The organism is Pseudophaeobacter sp. (genome assembly GCF_048267565.1).
Lineage (GTDB): Bacteria > Pseudomonadota > Alphaproteobacteria > Rhodobacterales > Rhodobacteraceae > Pseudophaeobacter > Pseudophaeobacter profundi.
The window spans coordinates 128,783-150,129 of sequence record NZ_JBLWXG010000007.1 but is presented as its reverse complement, the minus strand read 5'-3'; the positions used below and the strand labels follow the sequence as shown (position 1 = coordinate 150,129).

The window sequence follows — 21,347 nt, the reverse complement described above, 5'->3', positions numbered from 1 at the left end:
GGGCGCGACCGCACAACAAACTGGCCGGGTGGCAGCAGGATCAGTGACCGCCAAGAATCCCGGTTTTGACCGAATAGTCCGCCGCTACCTGATACTCAGGATCATCGTCGCTATCGATCATCAGATGGCCGGCCTTAGCCAGCAATTCATGACAATCCCGGCTAAGGTGGCGCAGCATCAAGGTCTTGCCTGCCGCCTCATATTTGCCGGCGATGACCTCGATTGCCTGCAACGCTGACTGGTCCACAACTCGGCTGCGTTCAAATTCGACAATCACCTTGTCGGGGTCATTTTCCACGTCGAACAGCTCGATGAAGCCATCAGTAGAGCCAAAGAACAGCGGCCCCTCAATCTCATAGACCTTGGCGCCTTCCTCACTTTCGGACTCGCGTGTGATGGCATGAATACGGCGTGCGTTGTTCCAGGCATAGGCCAGCGCCGACACGATCACCCCAACCACAACCGCAATGGCAAGGTCGCTCATGACGGTAACGACAGTCACCAGAACAATCACAAAGGCATCCATCGGCGGTACTTTGGTCATGATTTTCAGGCTGTTCCAGGCAAAGGTGCCAATCACCACCATGAACATCACGCCCACCAGCGCCGCCAGCGGGATCTGCTCGATCAATGGCGAGGCCACGACGATGAACAACAACAGGCAGAGCGCCGCGACGATACCGGCAATCCGGGTCCGACCGCCCGATTTCACATTAATCATCGACTGACCAATCATGGCACAGCCCCCCATGCCGCCAAAGAAACCGGTGATCACATTTGCAGTGCCCTGGGCGATGCATTCCTGACTGGCGCCGCCCCGCTTGCCAGTGATTTCCCCCACCAGGTTCAGCGTCAGCAGGCTCTCGATCAGGCCAATGGCGGCCAGGATCACCGCATAGGGCAGGATGATCTTAAGCGTTTCCAGATTGAACGGTGCCAGCATATCCCCGTAGATGCCCAGCCCTTGGCCAAAGGGATTATGCAGCGAGGGCAAGGCCCCCTTGATCGACGCCATATCCCCCACACGCGGCACATCTAGGCCAAAGACGATCACGATACCGGCCACGATGCCAATCCCGGCCAGCGGCGCGGGAATGATCGAGGTGATCTTGGGTGTGGCCCAGATGATCGCCATGGTCAGCCCGACCAGCCCCAGCATCACCATCAATGACAGCCCAGACAGCCACTCGGCGCCACCACTGCCCGGCACCTTGAACTGCGTCATCTGCGCCAGGAAAATCACGATCGCCAGACCATTCACAAAACCCAACATCACCGGATGCGGCACCAGACGGATGAATTTCCCCCAATGCATCACCCCGGCAATCAGCTGAAAAATGCCCATGAGAACCACGGTGGCAAAAAGATATTCGACCCCGTGCTGGGCCACCAGCGCAACCATCACCACGGCCAACGCACCGGTGGCGCCAGAAATCATCCCCGGACGCCCGCCAATCAAGGCTGTTACCAGCCCAACCATAAACGCCGCATAAAGCCCAACCAGAGGGTGCACCCCGGCAACAAAGGCAAAGGCCACCGCTTCGGGCACCAGGGCCAGCGAGACCGTGAAACCCGACAGGATCTCGGTGCGCACCCGCGCAACGGACCAGCCTTCGTCCTGCATGATCGAAAGGTTCGGCGGGGAGATATGATTGGCCAGCAGGGCCATGGCGGCGCGTCTCATTGGGGGGGTACCTGTGATTGGAGGAGCTTTGTTCGCTGCCCGCCCCTAGCGGAATTTCGCCAATGGCACAAGGGCTGGGGCCGCTGTCGGCGGCCTGGCCGATCAGATTGGCCAGGCCAAGACACTGGTCTGAACACTGGCTACAGCAGCTGCCGCAATATACAGCCCCAGCCCAAAGCTGAGATGGGTCAGCAAACTACGTCTGCGCGCGGCCCAGGGGTTAGGCAGTTTGCGCGCCGCAAGCCCCAGCCCAAGCCCCGGCTGCAGGGTTGCCATCGGGATCACCACGGTCAGCGCGCCAAAACCAAGGCACACCAGCAGCTGTGGCTCTGCCAGTGCCGCGCGCCCCAGCACCAGCCACATCGCCGCAGCCAGCCCAACGCCAACCACATAGTGAAACAGCCAGCCCAGAGCCCGGTCAAAAGGCTGCACCGGGGCGGTCTTTGCATCCTTCAGCACCCAGTGGCCCTGCGCTAGCTGTCCCAGCCAGCGCCCCACCAGGGCCCAATCCATGGATTTCTCGTGCAACAGGCGGCTGCGCAGCAAGGTACAGACATCCATAACCCCCGTCGCGATAAGCCCCACCAACAGAATGCGCCCCATTTCCAGATAAAACCCGCTCATCCAAAACTCCTTTTCTTGACGGATGATTGTAACAGGTGTCTTGTTTGCGAATTAAAGCGCACTTGAGGTCAAGATGAAATCGATGGATATCGCCGACGTGGCCGCCCGGGCTGGTGTGAAGCCCTCTGCCCTGCGCTATTATGAAGAGCTGGGCCTGATTGCCGCCGACAGTCGCAAGGGGCTGCGTCGGCAATATGACGCCTCGGTGCTGGACCGTCTGGCATTGATTGCCATGGGGCGGCGGGCCGGGTTCTCGCTGCGCGATATTGCCAACATCTTTGGCCCTGCCAGTGCGGCGCAGGCGGATTTCACCCTTGATCGCGACCGCTTGCTCAGCCGCGCAGAGGAGGTTGACCACCGCATACGCGAACTGGCCATCTTGTCACGCGCACTCCGTCATGTCGCCCGCTGCCAGGCGCCGCAGCATTCCCAATGCCCCACCTTTCGCAAGATGATGGACAGCGCCCTGCAGCACCCCGACCGCAGCCTGCGATAGGCCGCGCCACCGCAAACCACCACCAAAGACCGCCAGCCAGCCGTCCGGTACAGTGGTTGCTGCAGTTGTCAAACTGCCACCAGACAGGCACAAATCAACAGGCACAAATCAACAGGCACAACCGCAGCGCCCCAACCAGGTAGGTGGGCACGCAGGCAGGCAGAGAACCAACCGAATACAACAGGAGCAAGACGCGTGACACAGGACACCATGATCGCCGTGATCGGCGGATCCGGCATTTATGAAATCGACGGGCTGAAGGACGCCAGCTGGACCTCGGTTGAAACCCCCTGGGGCGCGCCCTCGGATCAGATCCTCACCGGGCAGCTGGACGGGGTGAAAATGGCCTTCCTGCCCCGCCACGGGCGCGGCCATGTCCATTCGCCAACCGAAGTGCCCTACCGCGCCAATATCGACGCGCTCAAGCGGCTTGGGGTGACGGATGTGTTTTCTGTTTCCGCCTGCGGATCCTTCCGCGAGCAAATGGCGCCGGGAGATTTTGTCATCGTCGATCAGTTCATCGATCGGACCTTCGCCCGCGAGAAAAGCTTCTTTGGGACCGGCTGCGTCGCCCATGTAAGTGTTGCCCATCCGACCTGTGCCCGCCTGTCCGATGCAGCTGAACAGGCCGCCCGCGCGGCAGGCGTAACGGTGCATCGCGGCGGCACCTATCTCTGTATGGAGGGGCCGCAGTTCTCGTCGATAGCGGAATCCAAAATGTATCGCGAAAGCTGGGGCTGTGATGTGATCGGCATGACAAACATGCCCGAGGCCAAGCTCGCCCGCGAGGCCGAACTCTGCTATGCCTCCATCGCCATGGTCACCGATTACGACAGCTGGCACCCTGATCACGGGGCAGTCGATATCAGCGATATTCTGTCCACGCTACAGGGCAATTCCAGCCATGCCCGCGCGCTGGTGCGCCATCTGCCCGCGCTCTTGGGGCCTGCACGCGCCCCCTGTCCGCAGGGCTGCGACCGCGCGCTGGAATTCGCCGTGATGACTGCTCCCGAAAAACGCGATCCGGCCCTGCTGGCAAAGTTGGATGCGGTGGCGGGCCGGGTGCTGGGCTGACCGCCGCCAACAGGCAGTTTTTCGCAACTGGAGGCGGGCCTTTTTGCCTGCCCCCTTTATATTTCGCCGCCCGCCCCTTCATTAGATAGGTAGCTTCACGGCGACGTGATGAGACACATTCATAGTTGTCAGACAAATTTGAGAGAGCTCCACATGCGCCAAAATGGATTGGATATTGCACGGTTTCTTGCCTATTGCGGCATGGTTCTGGTGAATTTCAGGATTGCAGCGCAGGTCACTGCCGGACAGGATTTTGCCTCGCTGCTGACCAACAGCCTGGAGGGACGTGCCGCGGCGCTTTTTGTTGTACTGGCCGGGATTGGCCTGAGCATGGGCACAAGCACCAAACGCGAAATTCTTGCACGGGCCGGGGTTCTCTTTGCGCTGGGGCTCTTGAACCTGCAGGTATTCGAGGCGGATATTCTGCATTTCTACGCACTGTATTTTCTGCTCGCCCTGCCCTTTGTGAAAGTGGCCCCCCGCCACCTGCTGGCCGCCGCGCTTGGCGCGGTAGTGATTGGCCTCCTGGGGCTTTTGCTGCTGGACTATGAGGCACATTGGGATTGGAATGACCTGAGCTACGCAGAGTTCTGGACCTTGGAAGGATTTCTGCGCCACACCTTTTTCAACGGCTGGCACCCCGTATTCCCCTGGATAAGCTTTGTCTTTATTGGCATGTGGATCGGGCGGCAGGATCTGGGACAAAAAGCAGTTCAGACCCGGCTAATCCTCTGGGGTGGCACAAGCGCCTTGCTGGCCATCCTGCCCGGCCAAATGGTACAAGATCCGGATCTGGCCGCAGTTCTCGGCACCGCAGCGCTGCCGCCGGGGCCGTTCTACATCCTCGCTGCCAGCGGCAGTGCCGCGCTGGTTCTCGGCCTTACACTGCGCGCCACCCCAACCCTGGACCGGCTTGGCCTCGGCGAATGGCTGGCCGCGCCGGGGCGGATCGCACTGAGCCTATATATCGCGCATATCCTGGTGGGCATGGGCACGCTGGAGGCCCTGGGGCAGCTGGATGGCAGTCTCACCCCGCAGCAGATCTTAGGCTATAGCCTTGGCTTCTGTGCGCTCTCCATGATGCTAAGCTGGCTTTGGGGGCTCTTCGCCAGACGCGGCCCACTGGAAGGCCTGATGCGCCTGACAACTCGAGTATTTCGCTGACCTCATGGGGATGCGCCGCACCCTCACCCCTTGCGTGCGTCCTCTGCATCAGCCAAACCCTGTTGGCCTGAAGGCGCGCCCTACGATACCATCTGCCAATAACGGAAAGCCGAACCATGCCAAAGAAGACAGTCGTCAAAGACTATATCCGCACCATTGTTGATTTCCCCCACGAGGGCATCATGTTCCGCGATGTCACCACGCTCTTTGCCGATCCGCGCGGCTTTCGCATGGCCATCGACCAGATGCTGCACCCCTATGCCGGAGAACGGATCGACAAGGTCGTCGGGCTTGAGGCGCGGGGCTTTATCCTGGGCGGAGCCATTGCCCACCAGCTCAGCGTCGGTTTTGTGCCCATCCGAAAAAAAGGCAAGCTGCCGGGCCGCACCATCAGCCAAGACTACAAGCTGGAATATGGCGAAGCCATCGTCGAAATCCATGAAGATGCCATTCAGCCGGGCGAAAAGGTTCTCGTGGTTGATGACCTCCTCGCGACAGGCGGCACCGCCTCTGCCGGGATCAAACTGATCGAACGCCTGGGCGGGGAAATCATTTCCTGTTCCTTTATCGTTGATCTGCCCGATCTAGGTGGCCGCAAGGTTCTGGAAAACATGGGAATGGATGTGCACGTCTTATGCGAATTCGAGGGCGAATAGCCTCTCATCCCTAGTTCTGACAGGGCGGTGTCCTCCCGCCCGTCAGGCCTCCATTCACATGGAGACCTTCCCGTTGGGCATGGCCTTTATGGCTGGAACAGCCATAAAGGCGCGCCGCGCGGATGCGCGGCGCCGGGCCCAAGTGGCCGGTCCTTCCGCAGGAAGGGCACAGGCTACGCGGGAGCGCCCCCTTTACTGCCTCGCAGGCCGTATCAAACCCGCTACAGCGGCAGAACCGCACCGGGGTTCATGATCCCATTAGGGTCCAGCGCCTGTTTGATCGCTCGCATCGCCGCCAGTTTCACCGGATCGCCATAGCGCTGCAGGTCGGCCACTTTCATCCGGCCGACCCCATGTTCGGCGCTGAAAGAACCGCCCCGTTCCTGCACCAGGTCATGCACCCTGCGTTTGACATCTGCAGCAAGGTGTTCATAGTCTACTCGCGATTTTCCTGGGGCCGGAAAGACGTTATAGTGCAGGTTTCCATCGCCGAGGTGCCCAAAGCAGTTGACCCGCATATCCCCCTCGCCCAGGGCGGCAATTGCCGCACCACCGGCCTGGATGAAATCAGGGATCTGCGAAATCGGCACCGAAATGTCATGGCTGGAGATCGAGCCGACCATGCGGTTGGCCTCGGGGATCTGTTCCCGCATCGCCCAGAGCGCCTGCGCCTGGGTTTGCGATTGCGCGATCACCCCGTCCTCGGTCAGCCCAGCCTCTAGCGCCGCTTCAAACAGGTCTGTGAGGGCCGCAACCGGATCTTGCCCGCGCGACAGCCCGAGATCGATCAGCACCGACCAGGTGGGCGGCTCGGCAAAGGGTTGGCGCAGCTGTGGCAGATGCTCTGCCAGAAACGCCAGCCCCTGCCGGTGCATCAGTTCAAAGGCGCTTACCCCCTCGCCCAGACGATCACGCGCCAGAGCCAACAGGGCAATCGCGGCATCGGGCGTTGGCACAACAAAGATCGCCACCCCCTGCCGGGCCGGGATTGGCGCCAGCTTAACAGTGGCTGCGGTGATCACGCCCAAAGTCCCCTCGGCGCCGATCAGCAGGTTGCGCAGGTCATAGCCGGTATTGTCCTTGCGCAGGCGGCTCAGCCCGTTCCAGATCTCGCCATTTGGCAACACGGCCTCAAGCCCAAGACAGAGATCACGGGCATTGCCATAGCGCAGCACATTGACCCCGCCGGCATTGGTGGCCAGGTTGCCACCAATCTGCGCCGTGCCTTCGGCTGCCAGCGACAGCGGAAACAGCCGGTCCTGCGCCAGGGCTGCCTGTTGCACATCGGCCAAAATGGCACCGGCTTCGGCCACCAGCACGTTTTCCTGTGGATAGACAGCCCGGATGCGCGCCATACGTTCCAGCGAGATCAACAAGGGCGCAGCCCCTTCGGGCATGACCTGTCCACCAACCAGCCCGGTGCCGCCACCATAGGGCACCACCGGCACACGCGCGGTATTGGCTGCGCGCACAAGGGTGGCAACCTGGTCAGTGCAGGTTGGCTTGGCCAGCAGACCCACCTGCCCCTGATAGCGGCCACGTGGCTCTTCCAGATATCGCGGTTCACATCGGCACAGTACCCCTTCTGGCAGCGCGGCAGAGAGGGTGGCAGCAAAGACAGCATCAGCGGATTTATATGTCATGCCCCTGCATCCCCAATCCGGCGCCCAATGGCAAGCCTCTTGGCCTGGATCATGGACAACTCAGCCCGGCAGCTGTGCGATTTCACCGGGTGACTGCAAATCCACCGGTGAAATCGCACAGCAAATAACACTCAACCGACCTGGGTTCGCCCCCGGCGATCATGTCGCAGCGCCGCATAGAGGACATGGGTGCGCCAGCGCCCGGCAATCTGCAAATAGGACTGCGCCACACCTTCGTATTTAAAGCCGGATTTTTCCAACAACCCGCGCGATGCGGTGTTTTCAGGCAGGCAGGCCGCCTCGATCCGGCTCAGATCAAGCTTGCCATAGGCATAGTGCACCACCGTGCCTATGGCTTCACGCATGTAGCCCTGTCGGCCAAAGGGCTGCCCCGTCCAATACCCCAGCGTTCCCGCCATCGCCGGTCCACGCCGGATATTGTCCAGGGTGATCGCCCCGACAATCGCCTGATCTTCGCGCCGGATCAGAAACAGCGGCAACGCCGTGCCAGAAGAGATCGAGCGCTGCGCCCAATAAACCCGATTGGTAAAGGACTTGCGTCCCAAATGATCCGCCGCCCAGGCTGGCTCCCAGGGGGTAAGATAGGCCTGACTTTTCAACCGCAGCGCTGCCCAGGGCTGAAAATCCGAATGCACCGGCGGGCGCAGCGTCAGCCGCTCTGTTTCAAGTCGGAGTTTGCGACGGCTCAGCAACATCAGGCGATACGACGCGCCTGCAGCGCAGCAAGGCTAGGGGCCCCCGAAACAGGACCATAGAGCGCCATGGCAGCGGGGGCGCGCAGGGCAAGCTCTTCGGCCATCTGGCGCACATCCTCGGTGCTGACCGCATCAATCAGGGCGACAGTTTCCTCCAGCGGCGGCACCCGTTCCCAGATCTGAACCAGACGTGCCAGACGTTCAGCCCGGTTGGTCGGGCTTTCCAGCCCCATCAGCATGCCTGCCTTCATCTGGGCGCGGGCGCGTTCAACCTCGGCGTCACTCATGTCTTGGGCTGCACGCTTCATCTCATCAATGGTGATATGGGCCAGTTCTTCCAGCTGATCGCCTGCAGTACCCGCATAGATCGTGGTACTGCCAGTATCGGCATACGCGCCGGCCTGGGCGAAGATGCTATAACACAGCCCGCGTTTCTCGCGCACCTCCTGGAACAGGCGGCTGGACATGCCCCCGCCCATAACACCCGCATAGATCTGCGCCGTATAGATCGCATCGTCCCGATAGCCCGGGCTTTCAAAAGACAGGGCAAAATGCGCCTGCTCCAGCTCTTTTGTATGGCGCGCCTCACCGCCGGTAAACTGGGCCGGTTCCATCACCCGGCCGGGGCGGGACTCCATATCGCCAAACAAATCTTCGGCCAATTTCACCAGAGTGGCGTGATCCACAGCCCCAGCAGCAGAAAGGATCATCTGCTCTGGCCCGTAGTGTTCATCAACAAACTGAGTCAGATCTTCGCGACTGAAGGCGCTGACCCGTTCTGCCGGGCCAAGGATGCTGCGACCAAGAGGTTGATTATGATAGCTTTCTTCCTGCAGCCAGTCAAAGATCACATCATCCGGCGTATCCAGCGCCTGGCCGATCTCTTGCAGGATCACGCCACGCTCTACCTCGATTTCGCGCGGATCAAACACCGGGTTGCGCAGGATGTCGGCCAAGACATCCAACGCCAGCGGCACATCATCCTTCAGCACCCGCGCATAATAGGCCGTGACCTCGCGACTAGTATAGGCGTTGATGTAACCGCCGACATCCTCTACCGCCTCGGCGATCTGCAACGCAGACCGCCGCTTGGTGCCCTTGAACGCCATATGTTCAAGGAAATGGGCGATACCGTTTTGCTCCAGCCGCTCGTTGCGCCCACCAGCTGTGACCCAGATCCCGATAGAGGCGGATTGCAGCCCCGGCATGGACTCCGTCACCAGACGGAAGCCATTGGCAAGTTGATGTTGCTGGACGCTCACTGTTTGTTTCTCACTCTGTGATGTTCTTTCTGATATGGGATTCAATGGCGCCAAGGTCATTGGCGATCTGGCTGACCCGTTCGTCGCGTTCAAACAGATCGGCCATCCGTTCAGGCAGCGCCGGATGAAGGCCAGAGGCCTCTTTGACGGCGGCAGGGAACTTGGCGGGATGGGCGGTGGCCAGGGTAATCATCGGCACCTTGGATTCGCGATGCTCTGCAGCGACCTTGACCGCCACGGCCCCATGCGGACACAGCAACTCTCCCGACGCGGCAAGTTCAGACCTGATCGTCGCCAGGGTTTCCGCCTCGGATGCGCGGCCCGATTTATAGGTTTCGGACAGGGCCTGCATGGCACCCTGGCTCACCTCAAATCCGCCAGACTTCAGCTCTTCCATCAATTGCGCAACCGCACCTGCGTCCTTGTCATAGGCAAAATACAAGGCGCGTTCAAAGTTTGACGAGACCTGAATATCCATCGACGGAGAAATCGAAGGCACGGTGTCCCCCTTGTGATAGCCTGCCCCGCTCAGGCAGCGGTGCAGAATATCGTTCTGATTGGTGGCCACCACCAGGTCTTTGATCGGCAGGCCCATCTGCTTGGCGATATAGCCGGCGAAGATATCACCAAAATTACCGGTGGGCACGGCAAAGCTCACCTCGCGCGCAGGGGCGCCAAGGCTGACGGCGGAAGAGAAGTAATAGACCACCTGCGCCAGCACCCGAGCGATATTGATCGAGTTCACCCCGGCGAGCTTCACCCCGTCGCGGAACTCAAAATCATTGAACATGTCTTTGACGCGCGCCTGGCAATCATCGAAATCGCCGTCCAGCGCCAAGGCATGAACGTTCTTGTCAGCAGGCGTCGTCATCTGGCGCCGCTGCACCTCGGACACGCGACCATGCGGATAGAGAATGAAGACATCGACATTGCTGAGGCCGCGAAAGGCCTCCATCGCGGCGGATCCAGTATCGCCTGATGTCGCGCCGGCAATGGTCACCCGCTCGCCGCGCCGTTCCAGCGCCACCTGAAACAGTTGGCCGATCAACTGCATGGCAAAGTCCTTGAAGGCCAGCGTCGGGCCATGGAACAGCTCTAGCAGGAAATGGTTCGGCGCCAGCTGTTTCAGCGGCGCGCGGGCGGCATGGTTGAACCCGGCGTAGGCGCGTTCGATAATGCCGCGAAATTCGTCATCGGTGAAACAATCGCCCAAGAAAGGGCGCATCACGCGAAAGGCGGTTTCCTCGTAAGACAATCCGGCAAGGGCTGCGATCTCTGCCTGGCTCATCTGTGGGATTTCGGCTGGCACATACAGCCCGCCATCACGGGCCAGCCCCGTCAGCATCGCGTCTTCGAATGACAGTTCGGGCGCCTGGCCACGGGTAGAGATATATTTCATCGCTTCAACCTTCGGATTTAGCGTTTGTGCGCCATAGGAAAGAGGCAGTCATCGCGGCCCAGATGAAGGCCAGCGAAAACCAGGTGATCGCATATTGCAAGTGGTTGTTTGGAATGCCAGCACTTGTCACGGGCTGCGGCTGAACTGCGGTTTCGGGCGACACGCTGCGCGCGACAACTAGCACTGGCTCTGTGCCCAAGCGTTTTGCCATATAGGTGACATCGCGTGCATATAGAATGTTTGTGTCCAACTCGGGCGCAGGCGTTGTCCAATCACCTTCGTCAGGCCACAAAAGGTTCCCGGTGATCGCACTGGCCCCGACGCTACGGAGCCTGCCCTTGGCCGCTGATGGCACAAAACCGCGGTCCAACAGAATCCGCCGCCCCTCCTGCGTGACAAGCGGCGCGATGATGCGATAGCCGGTCTCAGCCTCTTTGGTGACCCAGAAAACATGCAGCTCCGGCTCCTCGATCTCTCCGCGAAGGGCCACGGCCCGGTAGGCATCACTGTCAGGGCTGGGCGCGGGTGGAAGGGGCACGGGCGCGGCCGTAATACGTGCCTGGATCGTTGCGAGACGCTCCTCTTTCCAGGCGAGGCGCTGCACCTGCCAGATGCCAAGGCTTACCAGGGCTGCAAGCCCAAGCCCACCAATGACCGCAAGAAAACCCAGTCGCTGCATATCAGTCCCGTTGCCATAAAAAACAGCGCATGAGTTTCCCCATGCGCTGTGCTTGATACGGTCTGTTGCCTGGTTTTAAAACCTCAAACATGTACCCGGTACATTCGGCCGGACACAGCTGCCAGATTACATGGCAGGGGCACCCCAGAGGTAGACGGCAAAGAACAGGAACAGCCAGACGACATCGACAAAGTGCCAGTACCAGGCTGCGGCTTCAAAACCGACGTGCTGTTCAGGGGTGAAATCGCCCTTCATCGCACGGATCAGACAGACGATCAGGAAAATGGTGCCCAGCAGAACATGGAAACCATGGAAGCCCGTCGCCATGAAGAAGTTCGAGTAGAACTCATCCTCGCCGAACTTCCAGCCCTCATGCGCCAGCAGTTCATAATATTCATAGGCCTGCAACAGGGTGAAGAAGACGCCCAGAACGATGCCGATGGCCAGGCCCTGTACCAGCGACTTGCGGTCGTTGTCATGCACCAGCGCATGGTGCGCCCAAGTGACGGCACAGCCCGAAAGCAGCAGCACCAGCGTGTTCATCAGCGGCAGATGGAATGCATCAACGGCATGGATCGCAGGGGCGACATATTCGGTGCCGACATAGGTCTCCATCGGGTAGATCGCATGTTTGAAGAACGACCAGAACCAGGCAAAGAAGAACATGACTTCGGACATCACAAACAGGATGAAGCCGTAGCGCAGACCAATCCGGACAACTGGGGCGTGATCGCCCTCGCGGGCCTCTACGACCATTTTGGACCACCAGTCAAAGGCAGTGTACAGAACGGCAACCAGGCCGATCCAGAACATCCAGGCGGTGATGCCGTGCATCCAGAGAACTGCCCCGAAAAGCATGATGAAACCACCAACAGACGCCATAAGCGGCAAAATCGATGGAGGCAGAATGTGAAAATCGTGATTTTTAGCGTGCGCCATTTAAGTGTCCCTCACCCATCGGCCTGGTTCGTGGTAAGATCTGCCCCGGTGTTTTCCCCGGTCTCGAGGGCTGCATAGCCCTCGGGCAGATCGATTTCATAAAACGTGTACGAAAGCGTGATCGTATGCACGAATTTTCCGTCCCGGTCGGTAACAATTTCCGGGTCGACAAAGAAGGTTACGGGCATTTCCACCCGTTCCCCCGGTTGCAACACCTGCTCGGTAAAGCAGAAGCAATCGATTTTTTCAAAGAACGCACCTGCGGAATAGGGCGTCACATTGTAAGAGGCCTGGCCTGCAATAGGCCGGTCCGTTGGATTGTAGGCTTCATAGAACGCCAGGCCGGTGTCACCGATCTGGATCTCCATTTCGCGCTGCACGGGTTTGAATTCCCAGGCAAAGTCCCGCTCCTTGGAGGCATCAAAGCGCACTGTAACGGTATCGTTCAGGATGGTGTCGGAACCGCGCGCGGCCACGCCTGTGACACCACCAAAGCCCGTGACCCGGCAGAACCAGTCATAAAACGGCACCGAAGCCCAGGAGAGCGCGCCCATGGTGATAACGACGGCCACCAACTGCAGAACCGTCTTTTGTGGACCCTGCATCGCCATCAGTCCTGTGCCCCCTGTTCCTGCGGAAACTGAAACCCGTTCGAGGTCACCTTGACCATAGTCAGGGCCAGCACCAGCACCACGAAACTGCCCAACAAAAGGCCGACGCCCATATTGCGGCCAAAGCGGCGTTTGTGAAGATCGTGTTCTTTATTCAAAGCCATTTTACCAGCCTCCCAGTCCATAGGGTTTCAGGCTTGCTTCCACCAGAATGGCACCAAAGTGCAAAAACAGATAGAGCAAGGACAGCTTGAAGAAGCCGCGCTCTGCCTTGAAGTTATCCGCTTCCGAGTTGTCTTCGTCGCGGCGGAAAATTTTCCAGGCGCCCAGCAGGAACAGCGCATTCATCACCAAAGCGACGGCCAGATAGATCGGCCCGCCAATACCGGAAAACGCAGTTCCAACGGCCAGAACAGCCAGCAAGATCGTATAGACGAGGATGTGAACCCGTGTAGAGCGGCGCCCATGAGTCACCGTCAGCATCGGCACTCCGGCATCATCGTAATCCGACCGCATGAAGAGAGCCAGCGCCCAAAAATGCGGCGGCGTCCACATGAATGTCAGGGCAAACATCAGCCAGGGTTCCACCGACATGGTGCCAGTGGCTGCGATCCAGCCAATCACTGGCGGGAACGCCCCCGCAGCGCCACCGATCACGATGTTCTGCGGCGTCGCCCGCTTTAGCCACATGGTATAGACCACCACATAGAAAAAGATGGTGAAGGCCAAAAAGGCCCCGGCCAGCACATTGGTAGCCAATGCCAGCATGATCACCGACAGACCCGACAGTGCCAGCCCGAGGCTAAGCGCCTCGCCCGCTTCAACCTTGCCCGCCGGAATGGGGCGCGATTTGGTGCGCTTCATCACCCGGTCGATATCGGCATCCCACCACATGTTCAGCGCGCCAGAGGCCCCGCCACCGATGGCGATGAACAAAACAGCGCAAAAGCCAATCACCGGATGCACGCCAACCGGGGCCGCCAACAGGCCAACAAAGGCCGTAAAGACCACCAGTGACATCACCCGTGGCTTCAGCAGCGAGAAATAATCGCCAAAGCTGGCCTCGTCTTCACGGGGAGTGCTGGCGTTGATGCTTGCGTCGCTCATCATAGACCCTTTTGTCGACCAGAAATGCGCAGAACCCTGCGCATTTCTCTGGTTTCATGCCTCTCCCGGCGCGCCATTCTGCGCACCCAAAGAGGCGATTGGTGAGGCGTGCCTCAGTTGGAAGCAACCTGATAGGACTGGGGCAGACCGGCGTATTCGTCGATTGCGCCTTTCAGCCATGCGTCATAGGCCTCTTGGCTGACCACTTTGACGGTGATCGGCATATAGGCGTGGTCCTTACCGCACAGTTCCGAACACTGACCAAAGTAGATACCTTCTTTTTCCGCCTTGAACCACAGTTCGGCCAGACGGCCTGGAACCGCATCCTGCTTCACGCCAAAGGCAGGGATCGTCCAGGAGTGGATCACATCCGCGCCTGTTACCTGCATCACGACGGTCTTGCCAACGGGCACAACAACCGAGGTGTCGGTGGCCAGCAGATATTCATCTTCGGCGAAACCGTTTTCAGCCAGTTTGTCCTTTGGCAGCAGGAAGCTCTCAAAGCCAAACTCGTGGTCGACATATTCATAGCCCCAGTACCACTGATACCCGGTCACCTTGATGGTGACGTCACCTTCAGGGATTTCCTGCTGGCGAAACAGTTCGGGCAGCGAGAAAGAACCGATGAACACAAGCACCAGAATGGGGATCAGGGTCCAGGCGATTTCAATCGGGGTGTTGTGCGTAAAGCTCGCCGATTCTGGGTTGGCGCGGCGGTTGAACCGCACGATAGCGTAGAGCATCAGCCCCGCGACAAAGAGGCAAACGACCGTGATGATGATAAGAATCATCCAGTCGAGTTGGTGGATGCCTTCGGCAAGTTCAGTTCCCGCCGGTTGGAAGTTCAGGCCGCCATCTGTCGGCTTACCAATAGTTTCCAACCCTTCTTGCGCGGCGGCTGGAAGACTGGAAAGGCCAGCAAAAAGGCCCGAAAGCATCAAAGCATTCTTCATATCATGTCCTGATCTTTATTGATCGTGTTGTTCCTACAGCCGATCGCGCCCGCGGAAATGATGATTCCACAAAACGCGCCTGACCCGTTGTCTTTGATGCTGCTTAAAATCATATTCAGGCGTACAGATAAAGAGGCAGGCAAGCGTCAAAGCGTCGCTTTCTTGATTTAGATCAAAAAACCCGAGGTCCGTGACATGGAAAACCCAGCCTTTCGACCCTTTGAAACCCTTCTCCCCGAGAATGAGGCGCTGCCCATTCTGCGGAAGACCCTCACTGGGGCCGATGATGGCGAGATTTTTGTCGAGCGCCACAAGTCCGAAGCCTTGATGTTTGATGATGGCAGGCTGCGCAGCGCCAGCTATGATGCAGCCGAAGGCTTTGGGCTGAGGGCGGTGAACGGCGAAGTGGCAGGCTATGCCCATTCGACCGATGTATCGATTTCTGCTCTTAAACGCGCCGCACAGACGGCTCGGCTGGCGGTTGGCAGCGGTGGCGGCACCTATGCCGATGCCCCGAAACCCACCAATACCAAACTCTATGGCGATGCCGACCCGATTGGCGATCACGCCTTTCCCGTCAAGATCGAAACCCTGCGCGAAATTGATGCCTTTGCCCGCGACCTGGATCCACGGGTGGTACAGGTCTCGGCCTCGATTGCCGCCTCTCTGCAGGAAATTGAAATTCTGCGCGCCGATGGCGTGCGTGTGCGCGACACGCGGCCGATGACCCGACTGAACATTTCGGTGATTGTCGAACAGGACGGGCGGCGCGAAAGCGGCTCGGCCGGGGGCGGTGGCCGCATCGGCCTGGATGGGCTGATTGATCCCGCCGCCTGGGGGGCCAAAGCCAAAGAGGCCCTGCGGATCGCCCTGGTCAACCTAGAGGCCGTCCCAGCCCCGGCCGGTGCGATGGAAGTTGTGCTTGGGCCTGGCTGGCCGGGTATTTTGCTGCACGAAGCCATTGGCCATGGACTGGAAGGCGATTTCAATCGCAAGGGCAGTTCCGCCTTTGCGGGCCTGATGGGCCAGCGCATTGCGGCCCCCGGTGTCACCGTCCTGGACGATGGCACCATCGCAGACCGGCGCGGCTCCATCACGGTAGATGATGAAGGCACCCCTTCGCAAAAGACCACCCTGATCGAAGATGGCATCCTTGTGGGCTTTATGCAGGACCGCCAGAATGCCCGCCTGATGGGGGTCGAACCCACCGGCAATGGCCGCCGCCAGAGCTATGCCCATGCGCCGATGCCGCGGATGACCAATACCTATATGCTAGGCGGCGACAGCGATCCCGGCGATCTGGTCGGCGATATCAAGGATGGCATCTGGGCCGTTGGGTTTGGTGGCGGCCAGGTTGACATCACCAATGGCAAATTTGTCTTCTCCTGCACCGAGGCCTACCGGGTGGAAAACGGCAAGATTGGCGCACCCGTCAAGGGCGCGACGCTGATTGGCGACGGCGCCACCGCGCTGAAACAAATTCGCGCCCTCGGCAATGACATGGCGCTGGATCCGGGCATGGGCAACTGCGGCAAGGCAGGGCAATGGGTGCCCGTTGGCGTTGGCCAGCCCAGCGTGTTGATGGGCGGGCTGACGGTTGGTGGCTCTGCCACCTAAGAGAATCCCAGGGAAGAAGATCAGGATTCCATCGCAGATTTCCGCGCTCCAGCGGCCCAAAGACCAAAGAACGCGTCCCGTATGGGCGCGTTTTTTGTGTTTTTAACGATCCAGAAAGGCCAATACAGGGCAGACTTGCCCCGGCGAATCCAATCTTTCACTTTGGATTTCAAGGCCCTGCTGCATCACGACGGAGGTGACTGAAATGCATGACGTCTTTGTCAAAAAAATTTGGATAATTTTCAGACATTCACACCCTGTTAACCATTGCCGGGGTATTTCATTAACAGCAAATAGGCGGAGCCGCGGATGACTGAAGAAGCACATTCTTCCACTCACCCCCCACTCCCACCCACCACGGAAGAAACTTTGTTTTCCAGGCTTCGTCTTTTGCGCTCTCGACGTGTAGGGCCGGTAAATTTTCACCGCCTGCTGTCAGAGCATGGTTCAGCGCAGAATGCGCTGGAAGCGTTGCCTAAAATGGCGCGTGCTGCCGGGTTCACAGGGTATGAAATATGTCCTGCACCAGTAGTAGCCAAAGAACTATCAACTGCAAAAGCCGCCAAAGCGCGGCTTTTGTGCTTTGATGACCCCCTTTATCCTGCCCCTCTGTCGCAGCTTGCGTCTGCCCCGCCGCTGATTTGGGCGATTGGAGATCTGCAACTGCTGACTCGGCCGATGATTGCCATTGTCGGCGCCCGCAATGCCTCGTCCCTCGGGACGCGTATGGCGCGCAGCCTTGCCAAGGACCTGGGTGCGGCCGGCTATGCGGTGGTTTCCGGACTGGCGCGCGGCATTGACACTGCGGCGCACCTTGCCAGCCTCGACAATGGCACAATCGCGGTGCTCGCCGGGGGATGTGATGTCATCTATCCACCGCAAAACGCCTCGCTGGCTGAAAACATTGCCGCCAGGGGGCTGACCCTGTCGGAACAACCAATGGGCCAGACGCCCCAGGCCCGGCATTTTCCCGCCCGCAATCGCATTATTGCCGGTCTTTCCCTGGCGGTGATCGTGGTCGAGGCCGCCGGCCGGTCTGGCAGCCTGATCACCGCACGCGACGCGCTGGATCTTGGCCGCGATGTCCTGGCGGTGCCCGGCCACCCCTTTGATGCCCGCGCCTATGGCTGCAATGCGCTGATCCGCGATGGGGCCATTCTGGTACGCAACGCCGAGGATGTGATTGCCGCCTTGCCGCCGCTTGGCTCTGACACGCAGCTCCGACCAACCGAAACACCGGTTGCCCAGGCCGCCACCGACCTGTTTCCGCCAGACACTGACCCGGCGGTGCCTGCCCTCGCGCCTGCGCGCCGCCACAAGACCCAAGGCAGGTTGGGCCAACCTTCCGCGCTTAACCAGGCGCAGTCAAACCTGCCCGTTGCCGCGCCCGAGACCCGCAGCCTGCAAGAAACCGCAGCGTTGCACCAACAAATCCTGGCCCGCCTTGGGCCTAGCCCGACGGCCTCGGAACAGGTCATGCGGGATCTAAAGGTTTCGCCCCAGACCTTTTCCCCCGCGATCACTGAGTTGGAGCTGGAAGGCAAGATCGAACGTTTCCCAGGTGGGTTCCTCGCCCGCCATAGCACCAAGCCCTAAGCGCAGCGCCCGCCTTGTAGCGCCCGCCGCCGCGCGGGACCGGGACCCAGACGGGCACAAAAGGGCACCGCGATCTGGCGCAGGCCAATCCGCCGAAAACAGGTCGGGCACCCACCCGAAATTATGATCTGCTTCCCCAGTAATTTGCCCTCTGCTTGCAGCGTCTGGGCTGCGTCCAATGCTCTCTCATTGACATTCTCCCCTTGCGCCGCTGAACTTGCGCAGCCATAGAACGCCCGTTAGTGCACATAAGAGGCCAAAGAATTACATGCCAGTTGTTGTCGTCGAATCCCCGGCCAAAGCCAAAACTATCAATAAGTATCTGGGCTCGGACTACACAGTTCTGGCCTCCTACGGCCATGTGCGTGACCTGCCTGCAAAGAATGGATCAGTTGATACCGACAACGACTTTGAGATGACATGGGAAGTCGGCGCCGACAGCCGAAAACATGTCAAAGCCATCGCCGATGCGTTGAAAGAAGACAACGAACTGATTCTCGCAACTGACCCCGACCGCGAAGGCGAGGCGATCAGCTGGCATCTGCAAGAGGCGCTGACCAAACGGCGGTCGATCAAAAAGGATACCCCCGTTAGCCGGGTGACCTTTAACGCCATCACCAAAGAGGCCGTGGCCGAAGCCATGCGCAACCCCCGTCAGGTGGATATGCCCCTGGTCGAGGCCTATCTGGCGCGCCGTGCGCTGGACTATCTGGTGGGCTTCAACCTGTCGCCGGTATTGTGGCGCAAATTGCCCGGTGCCCGATCGGCGGGCCGCGTGCAATCCGTCTGTCTGCGCCTGATTGTTGAGCGCGAGATGGAGATTGAAGCCTTCAATCCGCAGGAATATTGGTCGGTCAAGGCCAACCTCGCCACCCCGCGCGGCCAGGAATTCGAAGCCCGGCTTACAGTCCTTGGGGGCGACAAGCTCGACAAATACAGCCTGGCCAATTCCACCGCCGCCGAACTGGCCGTGCAGGCGGTGTCCAGCCGAGACATGGTTGCCCAATCGGTCGAGGCCAAGCCTGCCGCGCGCAATCCTTCCGCCCCTTTCATGACCTCGACCCTGCAGCAGGAAGCCAGCCGCAAGTTCGGCATGGGCGCCAAACAGTGCATGAACACGGCACAGCGGCTCTATGAGGCGGGCTATATCACCTATATGCGGACAGACGGCATCGACATGGCGCCCGAAGCGGTCCAGGAAGCGCGCGCTGAAATTGCCACCCGCTATGGCGCCGAATATGTGCCCAGCAGCCCGCGCATCTACAAGAACAAGGCCAAGAACGCGCAAGAGGCGCACGAATGTATCCGCCCCACCGAAATGAGCCGCGATGCAAAGAGCCTGAAGGTCTCGGAAGATGACCAACGCAAGCTTTATGATCTGATCTGGAAGCGGACACTCGCCTGCCAGATGGAGGGCGCACGGCTGGAACGTACCACCGTTGATCTGGGGTCAAAAGATGGCCAGGTCATGCTGCGCGCCACAGGCCAGGTCATGCTGTTCGACGGTTTTTTGCGGGTCTATGAAGAGGGCCGCGATGATGTGGTGGATGAGGACGACAAGCGCCTGCCACAGATCATGCAGGGCGAGGCACTGAAATTTGCCTCCTCTCTTGGGGCGCAGGCCGAAAAAGCCGGCACCACAGCTGCAATCCTGTCCGACAATGCGGCGGTTCTGGGCCTGCAGCACCATACCCAGCCGCCCCCCCGCTTTACCGAAGCAACCCTGGTCAAGCGCATGGAAGAGCTGGGCATTGGCCGCCCCTCGACCTATGCTTCGGTGATTACCACGATCCAGGACCGCGAATATGTCCGCAAGGACAAGAACCGTCTGTACCCCGAAGACAAGGGCCGGATTGTCACCATCTTCCTGCTGAACTTCTTCCGCACCTACGTGGGCTATGAATTCACCGCGAATCTGGAAGGCGAACTGGATGACGTAAGTGCCGGCGGGCGAGACTACAAAGACATCCTGAGCAAATTTTGGCGCGATTTCTCGGCGGCGATTTCAGAAACCTCTGATCTGCGCATCTCCGAGGTGCTGGATGTGCTGGACGAAACCCTTGCGCCGCAACTGTACCCGCCGCGCGAAGACGGTACCGACCCCCGTATCTGCCCAAAATGCGGCCAGGGGCAGCTGCACCTGAAGACTTCGCGCACCGGTGGTTTTGTCGGCTGCGGCAACTACCCCGAATGCGTCTATACCCGCCCCATTTCAGGTGAAGGTGCCGAGGGCTACGAACGGGTGCTGGGCGAGGATGATGGCGATGAAATCCATCTGAAATCCGGCCGGTTTGGCCCCTATGTCCAGCGCGGTGAGGCCACACCCGAAAACAAGAAGCCACCGCGCTCTTCGCTGCCCAAGCAGGGCAAGGATTTCCTGCCGGGTTGGGGGCCGAATGAGGTCACGTTGGAGCAGGCTGTCACCCTGCTGACCCTGCCGCGTGAAATTGGTCCCCACCCCGAAGGCGGTGTCATTTCATCAAACCTCGGGCGGTTCGGCCCCTATATCATGCACCAGCTGCCGGATGAGGAAAAACCAGTCTATGCCAATCTGAAAGAGACGCTGGACGTTTTTGAAATCGGCATGAACCGGGCGATGGAAATGATCACCGAGAAGCGCAACAACCCGGGGCGCGGGCGCCGGGCTGCTGCCAAGGCCCTGCGGGAATTGGGCAACCACCCGGACGGTGGCGCGATAAACATCATGGACGGCCGCTACGGACCCTATGTGAAATGGGAAAAGGTCAATGCCACGATCCCGAAAGAGGTCGAGGTCAAAGATGTGACCATGGAGCAGGCGCTGGAATGGATCGCGGAAAAGGCAGGTAAATCCGGGGCCAAGAAAAAGGCGCCGGCAAAGAAGAAAGCCCCTGCCAAAAAAGCCGCAGCAAAAAAGCCAGCAGCAAAAAAAACCGCTGCCAAAAAAGCCCCCGCAGCACAAAAGGGCACCGGCACAGAAGGCTGATAGCGAAGCCTAGGCCCGTGTTTGGGCGCGTCGTCCGGGTGTCCGCCCAGGTCATTGGCGTATCCGCCCAAGGTCATCAGCGGGGCGCTCCCGCCCGGATCAGGTGATCCATTGGATCCCCCTCTCCCGTTGGGCCCAGCGCCGCGCCTTTGGCGCGGCGTG

The 21,347-nt window shown here is 59.7% G+C and carries 19 protein-coding genes; 7 read left to right on the top strand and 12 right to left on the bottom strand.

Annotated features, from left to right (window positions below; genetic code table 11):
* Window positions 1-40: 40 nt before the first annotated feature.
* Together ACN0VH_RS15540 and ACN0VH_RS15535 are read right to left on the bottom strand one after the other, a co-directional pair.
* Entirely contained in the window at window positions 41-1,684 is a 1,644-nt protein-coding gene (locus ACN0VH_RS15540; RefSeq protein WP_417701109.1) for a SulP family inorganic anion transporter, read from the bottom strand.
* 102 nt (window positions 1,685-1,786) lie between these two features.
* Window positions 1,787-2,308, bottom strand: coding sequence for a DUF2938 family protein (locus ACN0VH_RS15535; RefSeq protein ID WP_278921314.1), 522 nt, complete (start codon window positions 2,306-2,308; stop codon window positions 1,787-1,789).
* An 82-nt stretch (window positions 2,309-2,390) separates the two neighbouring features.
* On the opposite strand from ACN0VH_RS15535, the gene ACN0VH_RS15530 reads away from it, so the two are divergent.
* The 4 genes from ACN0VH_RS15530 (at window position 2,391) to ACN0VH_RS15515 (ending at window position 5,698) form a co-directional block, all read left to right on the top strand.
* Complete coding sequence (locus ACN0VH_RS15530; protein ID WP_417701106.1) at window positions 2,391-2,804, top strand: MerR family transcriptional regulator; 414 nt, start codon at window positions 2,391-2,393, stop codon at window positions 2,802-2,804.
* 210 nt (window positions 2,805-3,014) lie between these two features.
* Window positions 3,015-3,878 carry an S-methyl-5'-thioadenosine phosphorylase gene (locus ACN0VH_RS15525; RefSeq protein ID WP_417701174.1) on the top strand — a complete coding sequence of 288 codons (864 nt, stop codon included), beginning with the start codon at window positions 3,015-3,017 and terminating at the stop codon, window positions 3,876-3,878.
* A gap of 153 nt (window positions 3,879-4,031) precedes the next feature.
* Complete coding sequence (locus ACN0VH_RS15520; RefSeq protein ID WP_417701104.1) at window positions 4,032-5,042, top strand: DUF418 domain-containing protein; 1,011 nt, start codon at window positions 4,032-4,034, stop codon at window positions 5,040-5,042.
* Between the two features lie 116 nt (window positions 5,043-5,158).
* Window positions 5,159-5,698: an adenine phosphoribosyltransferase gene (locus tag ACN0VH_RS15515; protein WP_278921318.1), complete on the top strand. Its 540-nt coding sequence runs from the start codon at window positions 5,159-5,161 to the stop codon at window positions 5,696-5,698.
* A gap of 221 nt (window positions 5,699-5,919) precedes the next feature.
* Here the strand turns inward: ACN0VH_RS15515 and ACN0VH_RS15510 are convergent, their stop codons facing one another.
* From ACN0VH_RS15510 to coxB, 10 genes are all read right to left on the bottom strand, one after another.
* Window positions 5,920-7,341 carry an FAD-binding oxidoreductase gene (locus tag ACN0VH_RS15510; protein WP_417701102.1) on the bottom strand — a complete coding sequence of 474 codons (1,422 nt, stop codon included), beginning with the start codon at window positions 7,339-7,341 and terminating at the stop codon, window positions 5,920-5,922.
* Window positions 7,342-7,472: 131 nt separating this feature from the next.
* A complete protein-coding gene (locus tag ACN0VH_RS15505; protein WP_278921320.1) occupies window positions 7,473-8,057 on the bottom strand; it encodes a GNAT family N-acetyltransferase in 585 nt (194 codons plus the stop codon).
* Window positions 8,057-9,319 (bottom strand): M16 family metallopeptidase, encoded by a 1,263-nt coding sequence (locus tag ACN0VH_RS15500; RefSeq protein WP_278921321.1) that lies wholly within the window; start codon window positions 9,317-9,319, stop codon window positions 8,057-8,059. Before ACN0VH_RS15500 ends, ACN0VH_RS15505 begins: the two co-directional genes overlap by 1 nt.
* A gap of 10 nt (window positions 9,320-9,329) precedes the next feature.
* On the bottom strand, window positions 9,330-10,718 hold the full coding sequence (gene thrC / locus ACN0VH_RS15495) for a threonine synthase (RefSeq protein WP_417701100.1): 1,389 nt from the start codon (window positions 10,716-10,718) through the stop codon (window positions 9,330-9,332).
* A gap of 4 nt (window positions 10,719-10,722) precedes the next feature.
* Window positions 10,723-11,397, bottom strand: coding sequence for an SURF1 family protein (locus ACN0VH_RS15490; protein WP_278921323.1), 675 nt, complete (start codon window positions 11,395-11,397; stop codon window positions 10,723-10,725).
* Window positions 11,398-11,523: 126 nt separating this feature from the next.
* The gene (locus ACN0VH_RS15485; protein WP_278921324.1) at window positions 11,524-12,336 is read right to left on the bottom strand and encodes a cytochrome c oxidase subunit 3; all 813 of its coding nucleotides are present in this window, start codon (window positions 12,334-12,336) and stop codon (window positions 11,524-11,526) included.
* Window positions 12,337-12,347: 11 nt separating this feature from the next.
* Entirely contained in the window at window positions 12,348-12,947 is a 600-nt protein-coding gene (locus tag ACN0VH_RS15480; RefSeq protein WP_278921325.1) for a cytochrome c oxidase assembly protein, read from the bottom strand.
* Window positions 12,947-13,111, bottom strand: a complete 165-nt coding sequence (locus ACN0VH_RS15475; RefSeq protein ID WP_232403756.1) for a cytochrome c oxidase system small membrane protein — start codon at window positions 13,109-13,111, stop codon at window positions 12,947-12,949. The genes ACN0VH_RS15480 and ACN0VH_RS15475 overlap by 1 nt, the downstream gene beginning before the upstream one ends.
* A gap of 1 nt (window position 13,112) precedes the next feature.
* Window positions 13,113-14,054 carry a heme o synthase gene (cyoE, locus tag ACN0VH_RS15470; protein ID WP_278921327.1) on the bottom strand — a complete coding sequence of 314 codons (942 nt, stop codon included), beginning with the start codon at window positions 14,052-14,054 and terminating at the stop codon, window positions 13,113-13,115.
* Window positions 14,055-14,167: 113 nt separating this feature from the next.
* Window positions 14,168-15,007 carry a cytochrome c oxidase subunit II gene (gene coxB / locus ACN0VH_RS15465; protein WP_278921328.1) on the bottom strand — a complete coding sequence of 280 codons (840 nt, stop codon included), beginning with the start codon at window positions 15,005-15,007 and terminating at the stop codon, window positions 14,168-14,170.
* Between the two features lie 195 nt (window positions 15,008-15,202).
* Between coxB and tldD the strand changes: the two genes are divergently transcribed.
* The 3 genes from tldD (at window position 15,203) to topA (ending at window position 21,185) form a co-directional block, all read left to right on the top strand.
* Window positions 15,203-16,624 (top strand): metalloprotease TldD, encoded by a 1,422-nt coding sequence (gene tldD, locus ACN0VH_RS15460; protein ID WP_417701098.1) that lies wholly within the window; start codon window positions 15,203-15,205, stop codon window positions 16,622-16,624.
* Between the two features lie 309 nt (window positions 16,625-16,933).
* The gene (gene dprA, locus ACN0VH_RS15455; RefSeq protein WP_278921330.1) at window positions 16,934-18,220 is read left to right on the top strand and encodes a DNA-processing protein DprA; all 1,287 of its coding nucleotides are present in this window, start codon (window positions 16,934-16,936) and stop codon (window positions 18,218-18,220) included.
* A gap of 268 nt (window positions 18,221-18,488) precedes the next feature.
* Window positions 18,489-21,185: a type I DNA topoisomerase gene (gene topA, locus ACN0VH_RS15450; RefSeq protein WP_278921331.1), complete on the top strand. Its 2,697-nt coding sequence runs from the start codon at window positions 18,489-18,491 to the stop codon at window positions 21,183-21,185.
* Window positions 21,186-21,347 lie beyond the last annotated feature (162 nt).

What these genes read in the sequence shown, in the direction of transcription:
- ACN0VH_RS15540 (WP_417701109.1), bottom strand. Translation starts at nt 1,684, where the DNA reads ATGAGACGCGCCGCCATGGCCCTGCTGGCCAATCATATCTCCCCGCCG.
- ACN0VH_RS15535 (WP_278921314.1), bottom strand. Translation starts at nt 2,308, where the DNA reads ATGAGCGGGTTTTATCTGGAAATGGGGCGCATTCTGTTGGTGGGGCTT.
- ACN0VH_RS15530 (WP_417701106.1), top strand. Translation starts at nt 2,391, where the DNA reads ATGGATATCGCCGACGTGGCCGCCCGGGCTGGTGTGAAGCCCTCTGCC.
- ACN0VH_RS15525 (WP_417701174.1), top strand. Translation starts at nt 3,015, where the DNA reads ATGATCGCCGTGATCGGCGGATCCGGCATTTATGAAATCGACGGGCTG.
- ACN0VH_RS15520 (WP_417701104.1), top strand. Translation starts at nt 4,032, where the DNA reads ATGCGCCAAAATGGATTGGATATTGCACGGTTTCTTGCCTATTGCGGC.
- ACN0VH_RS15515 (WP_278921318.1), top strand. Translation starts at nt 5,159, where the DNA reads ATGCCAAAGAAGACAGTCGTCAAAGACTATATCCGCACCATTGTTGAT.
- ACN0VH_RS15510 (WP_417701102.1), bottom strand. Translation starts at nt 7,341, where the DNA reads ATGACATATAAATCCGCTGATGCTGTCTTTGCTGCCACCCTCTCTGCC.
- ACN0VH_RS15505 (WP_278921320.1), bottom strand. Translation starts at nt 8,057, where the DNA reads ATGTTGCTGAGCCGTCGCAAACTCCGACTTGAAACAGAGCGGCTGACG.
- thrC (WP_417701100.1), bottom strand. Translation starts at nt 10,718, where the DNA reads ATGAAATATATCTCTACCCGTGGCCAGGCGCCCGAACTGTCATTCGAA.
- ACN0VH_RS15490 (WP_278921323.1), bottom strand. Translation starts at nt 11,397, where the DNA reads ATGCAGCGACTGGGTTTTCTTGCGGTCATTGGTGGGCTTGGGCTTGCA.
- ACN0VH_RS15485 (WP_278921324.1), bottom strand. Translation starts at nt 12,336, where the DNA reads ATGGCGCACGCTAAAAATCACGATTTTCACATTCTGCCTCCATCGATT.
- ACN0VH_RS15480 (WP_278921325.1), bottom strand. Translation starts at nt 12,947, where the DNA reads ATGGCGATGCAGGGTCCACAAAAGACGGTTCTGCAGTTGGTGGCCGTC.
- ACN0VH_RS15475 (WP_232403756.1), bottom strand. Translation starts at nt 13,111, where the DNA reads ATGGCTTTGAATAAAGAACACGATCTTCACAAACGCCGCTTTGGCCGC.
- cyoE (WP_278921327.1), bottom strand. Translation starts at nt 14,054, where the DNA reads ATGAGCGACGCAAGCATCAACGCCAGCACTCCCCGTGAAGACGAGGCC.
- coxB (WP_278921328.1), bottom strand. Translation starts at nt 15,007, where the DNA reads ATGAAGAATGCTTTGATGCTTTCGGGCCTTTTTGCTGGCCTTTCCAGT.
- tldD (WP_417701098.1), top strand. Translation starts at nt 15,203, where the DNA reads ATGGAAAACCCAGCCTTTCGACCCTTTGAAACCCTTCTCCCCGAGAAT.
- dprA (WP_278921330.1), top strand. Translation starts at nt 16,934, where the DNA reads ATGACTGAAGAAGCACATTCTTCCACTCACCCCCCACTCCCACCCACC.
- topA (WP_278921331.1), top strand. Translation starts at nt 18,489, where the DNA reads ATGCCAGTTGTTGTCGTCGAATCCCCGGCCAAAGCCAAAACTATCAAT.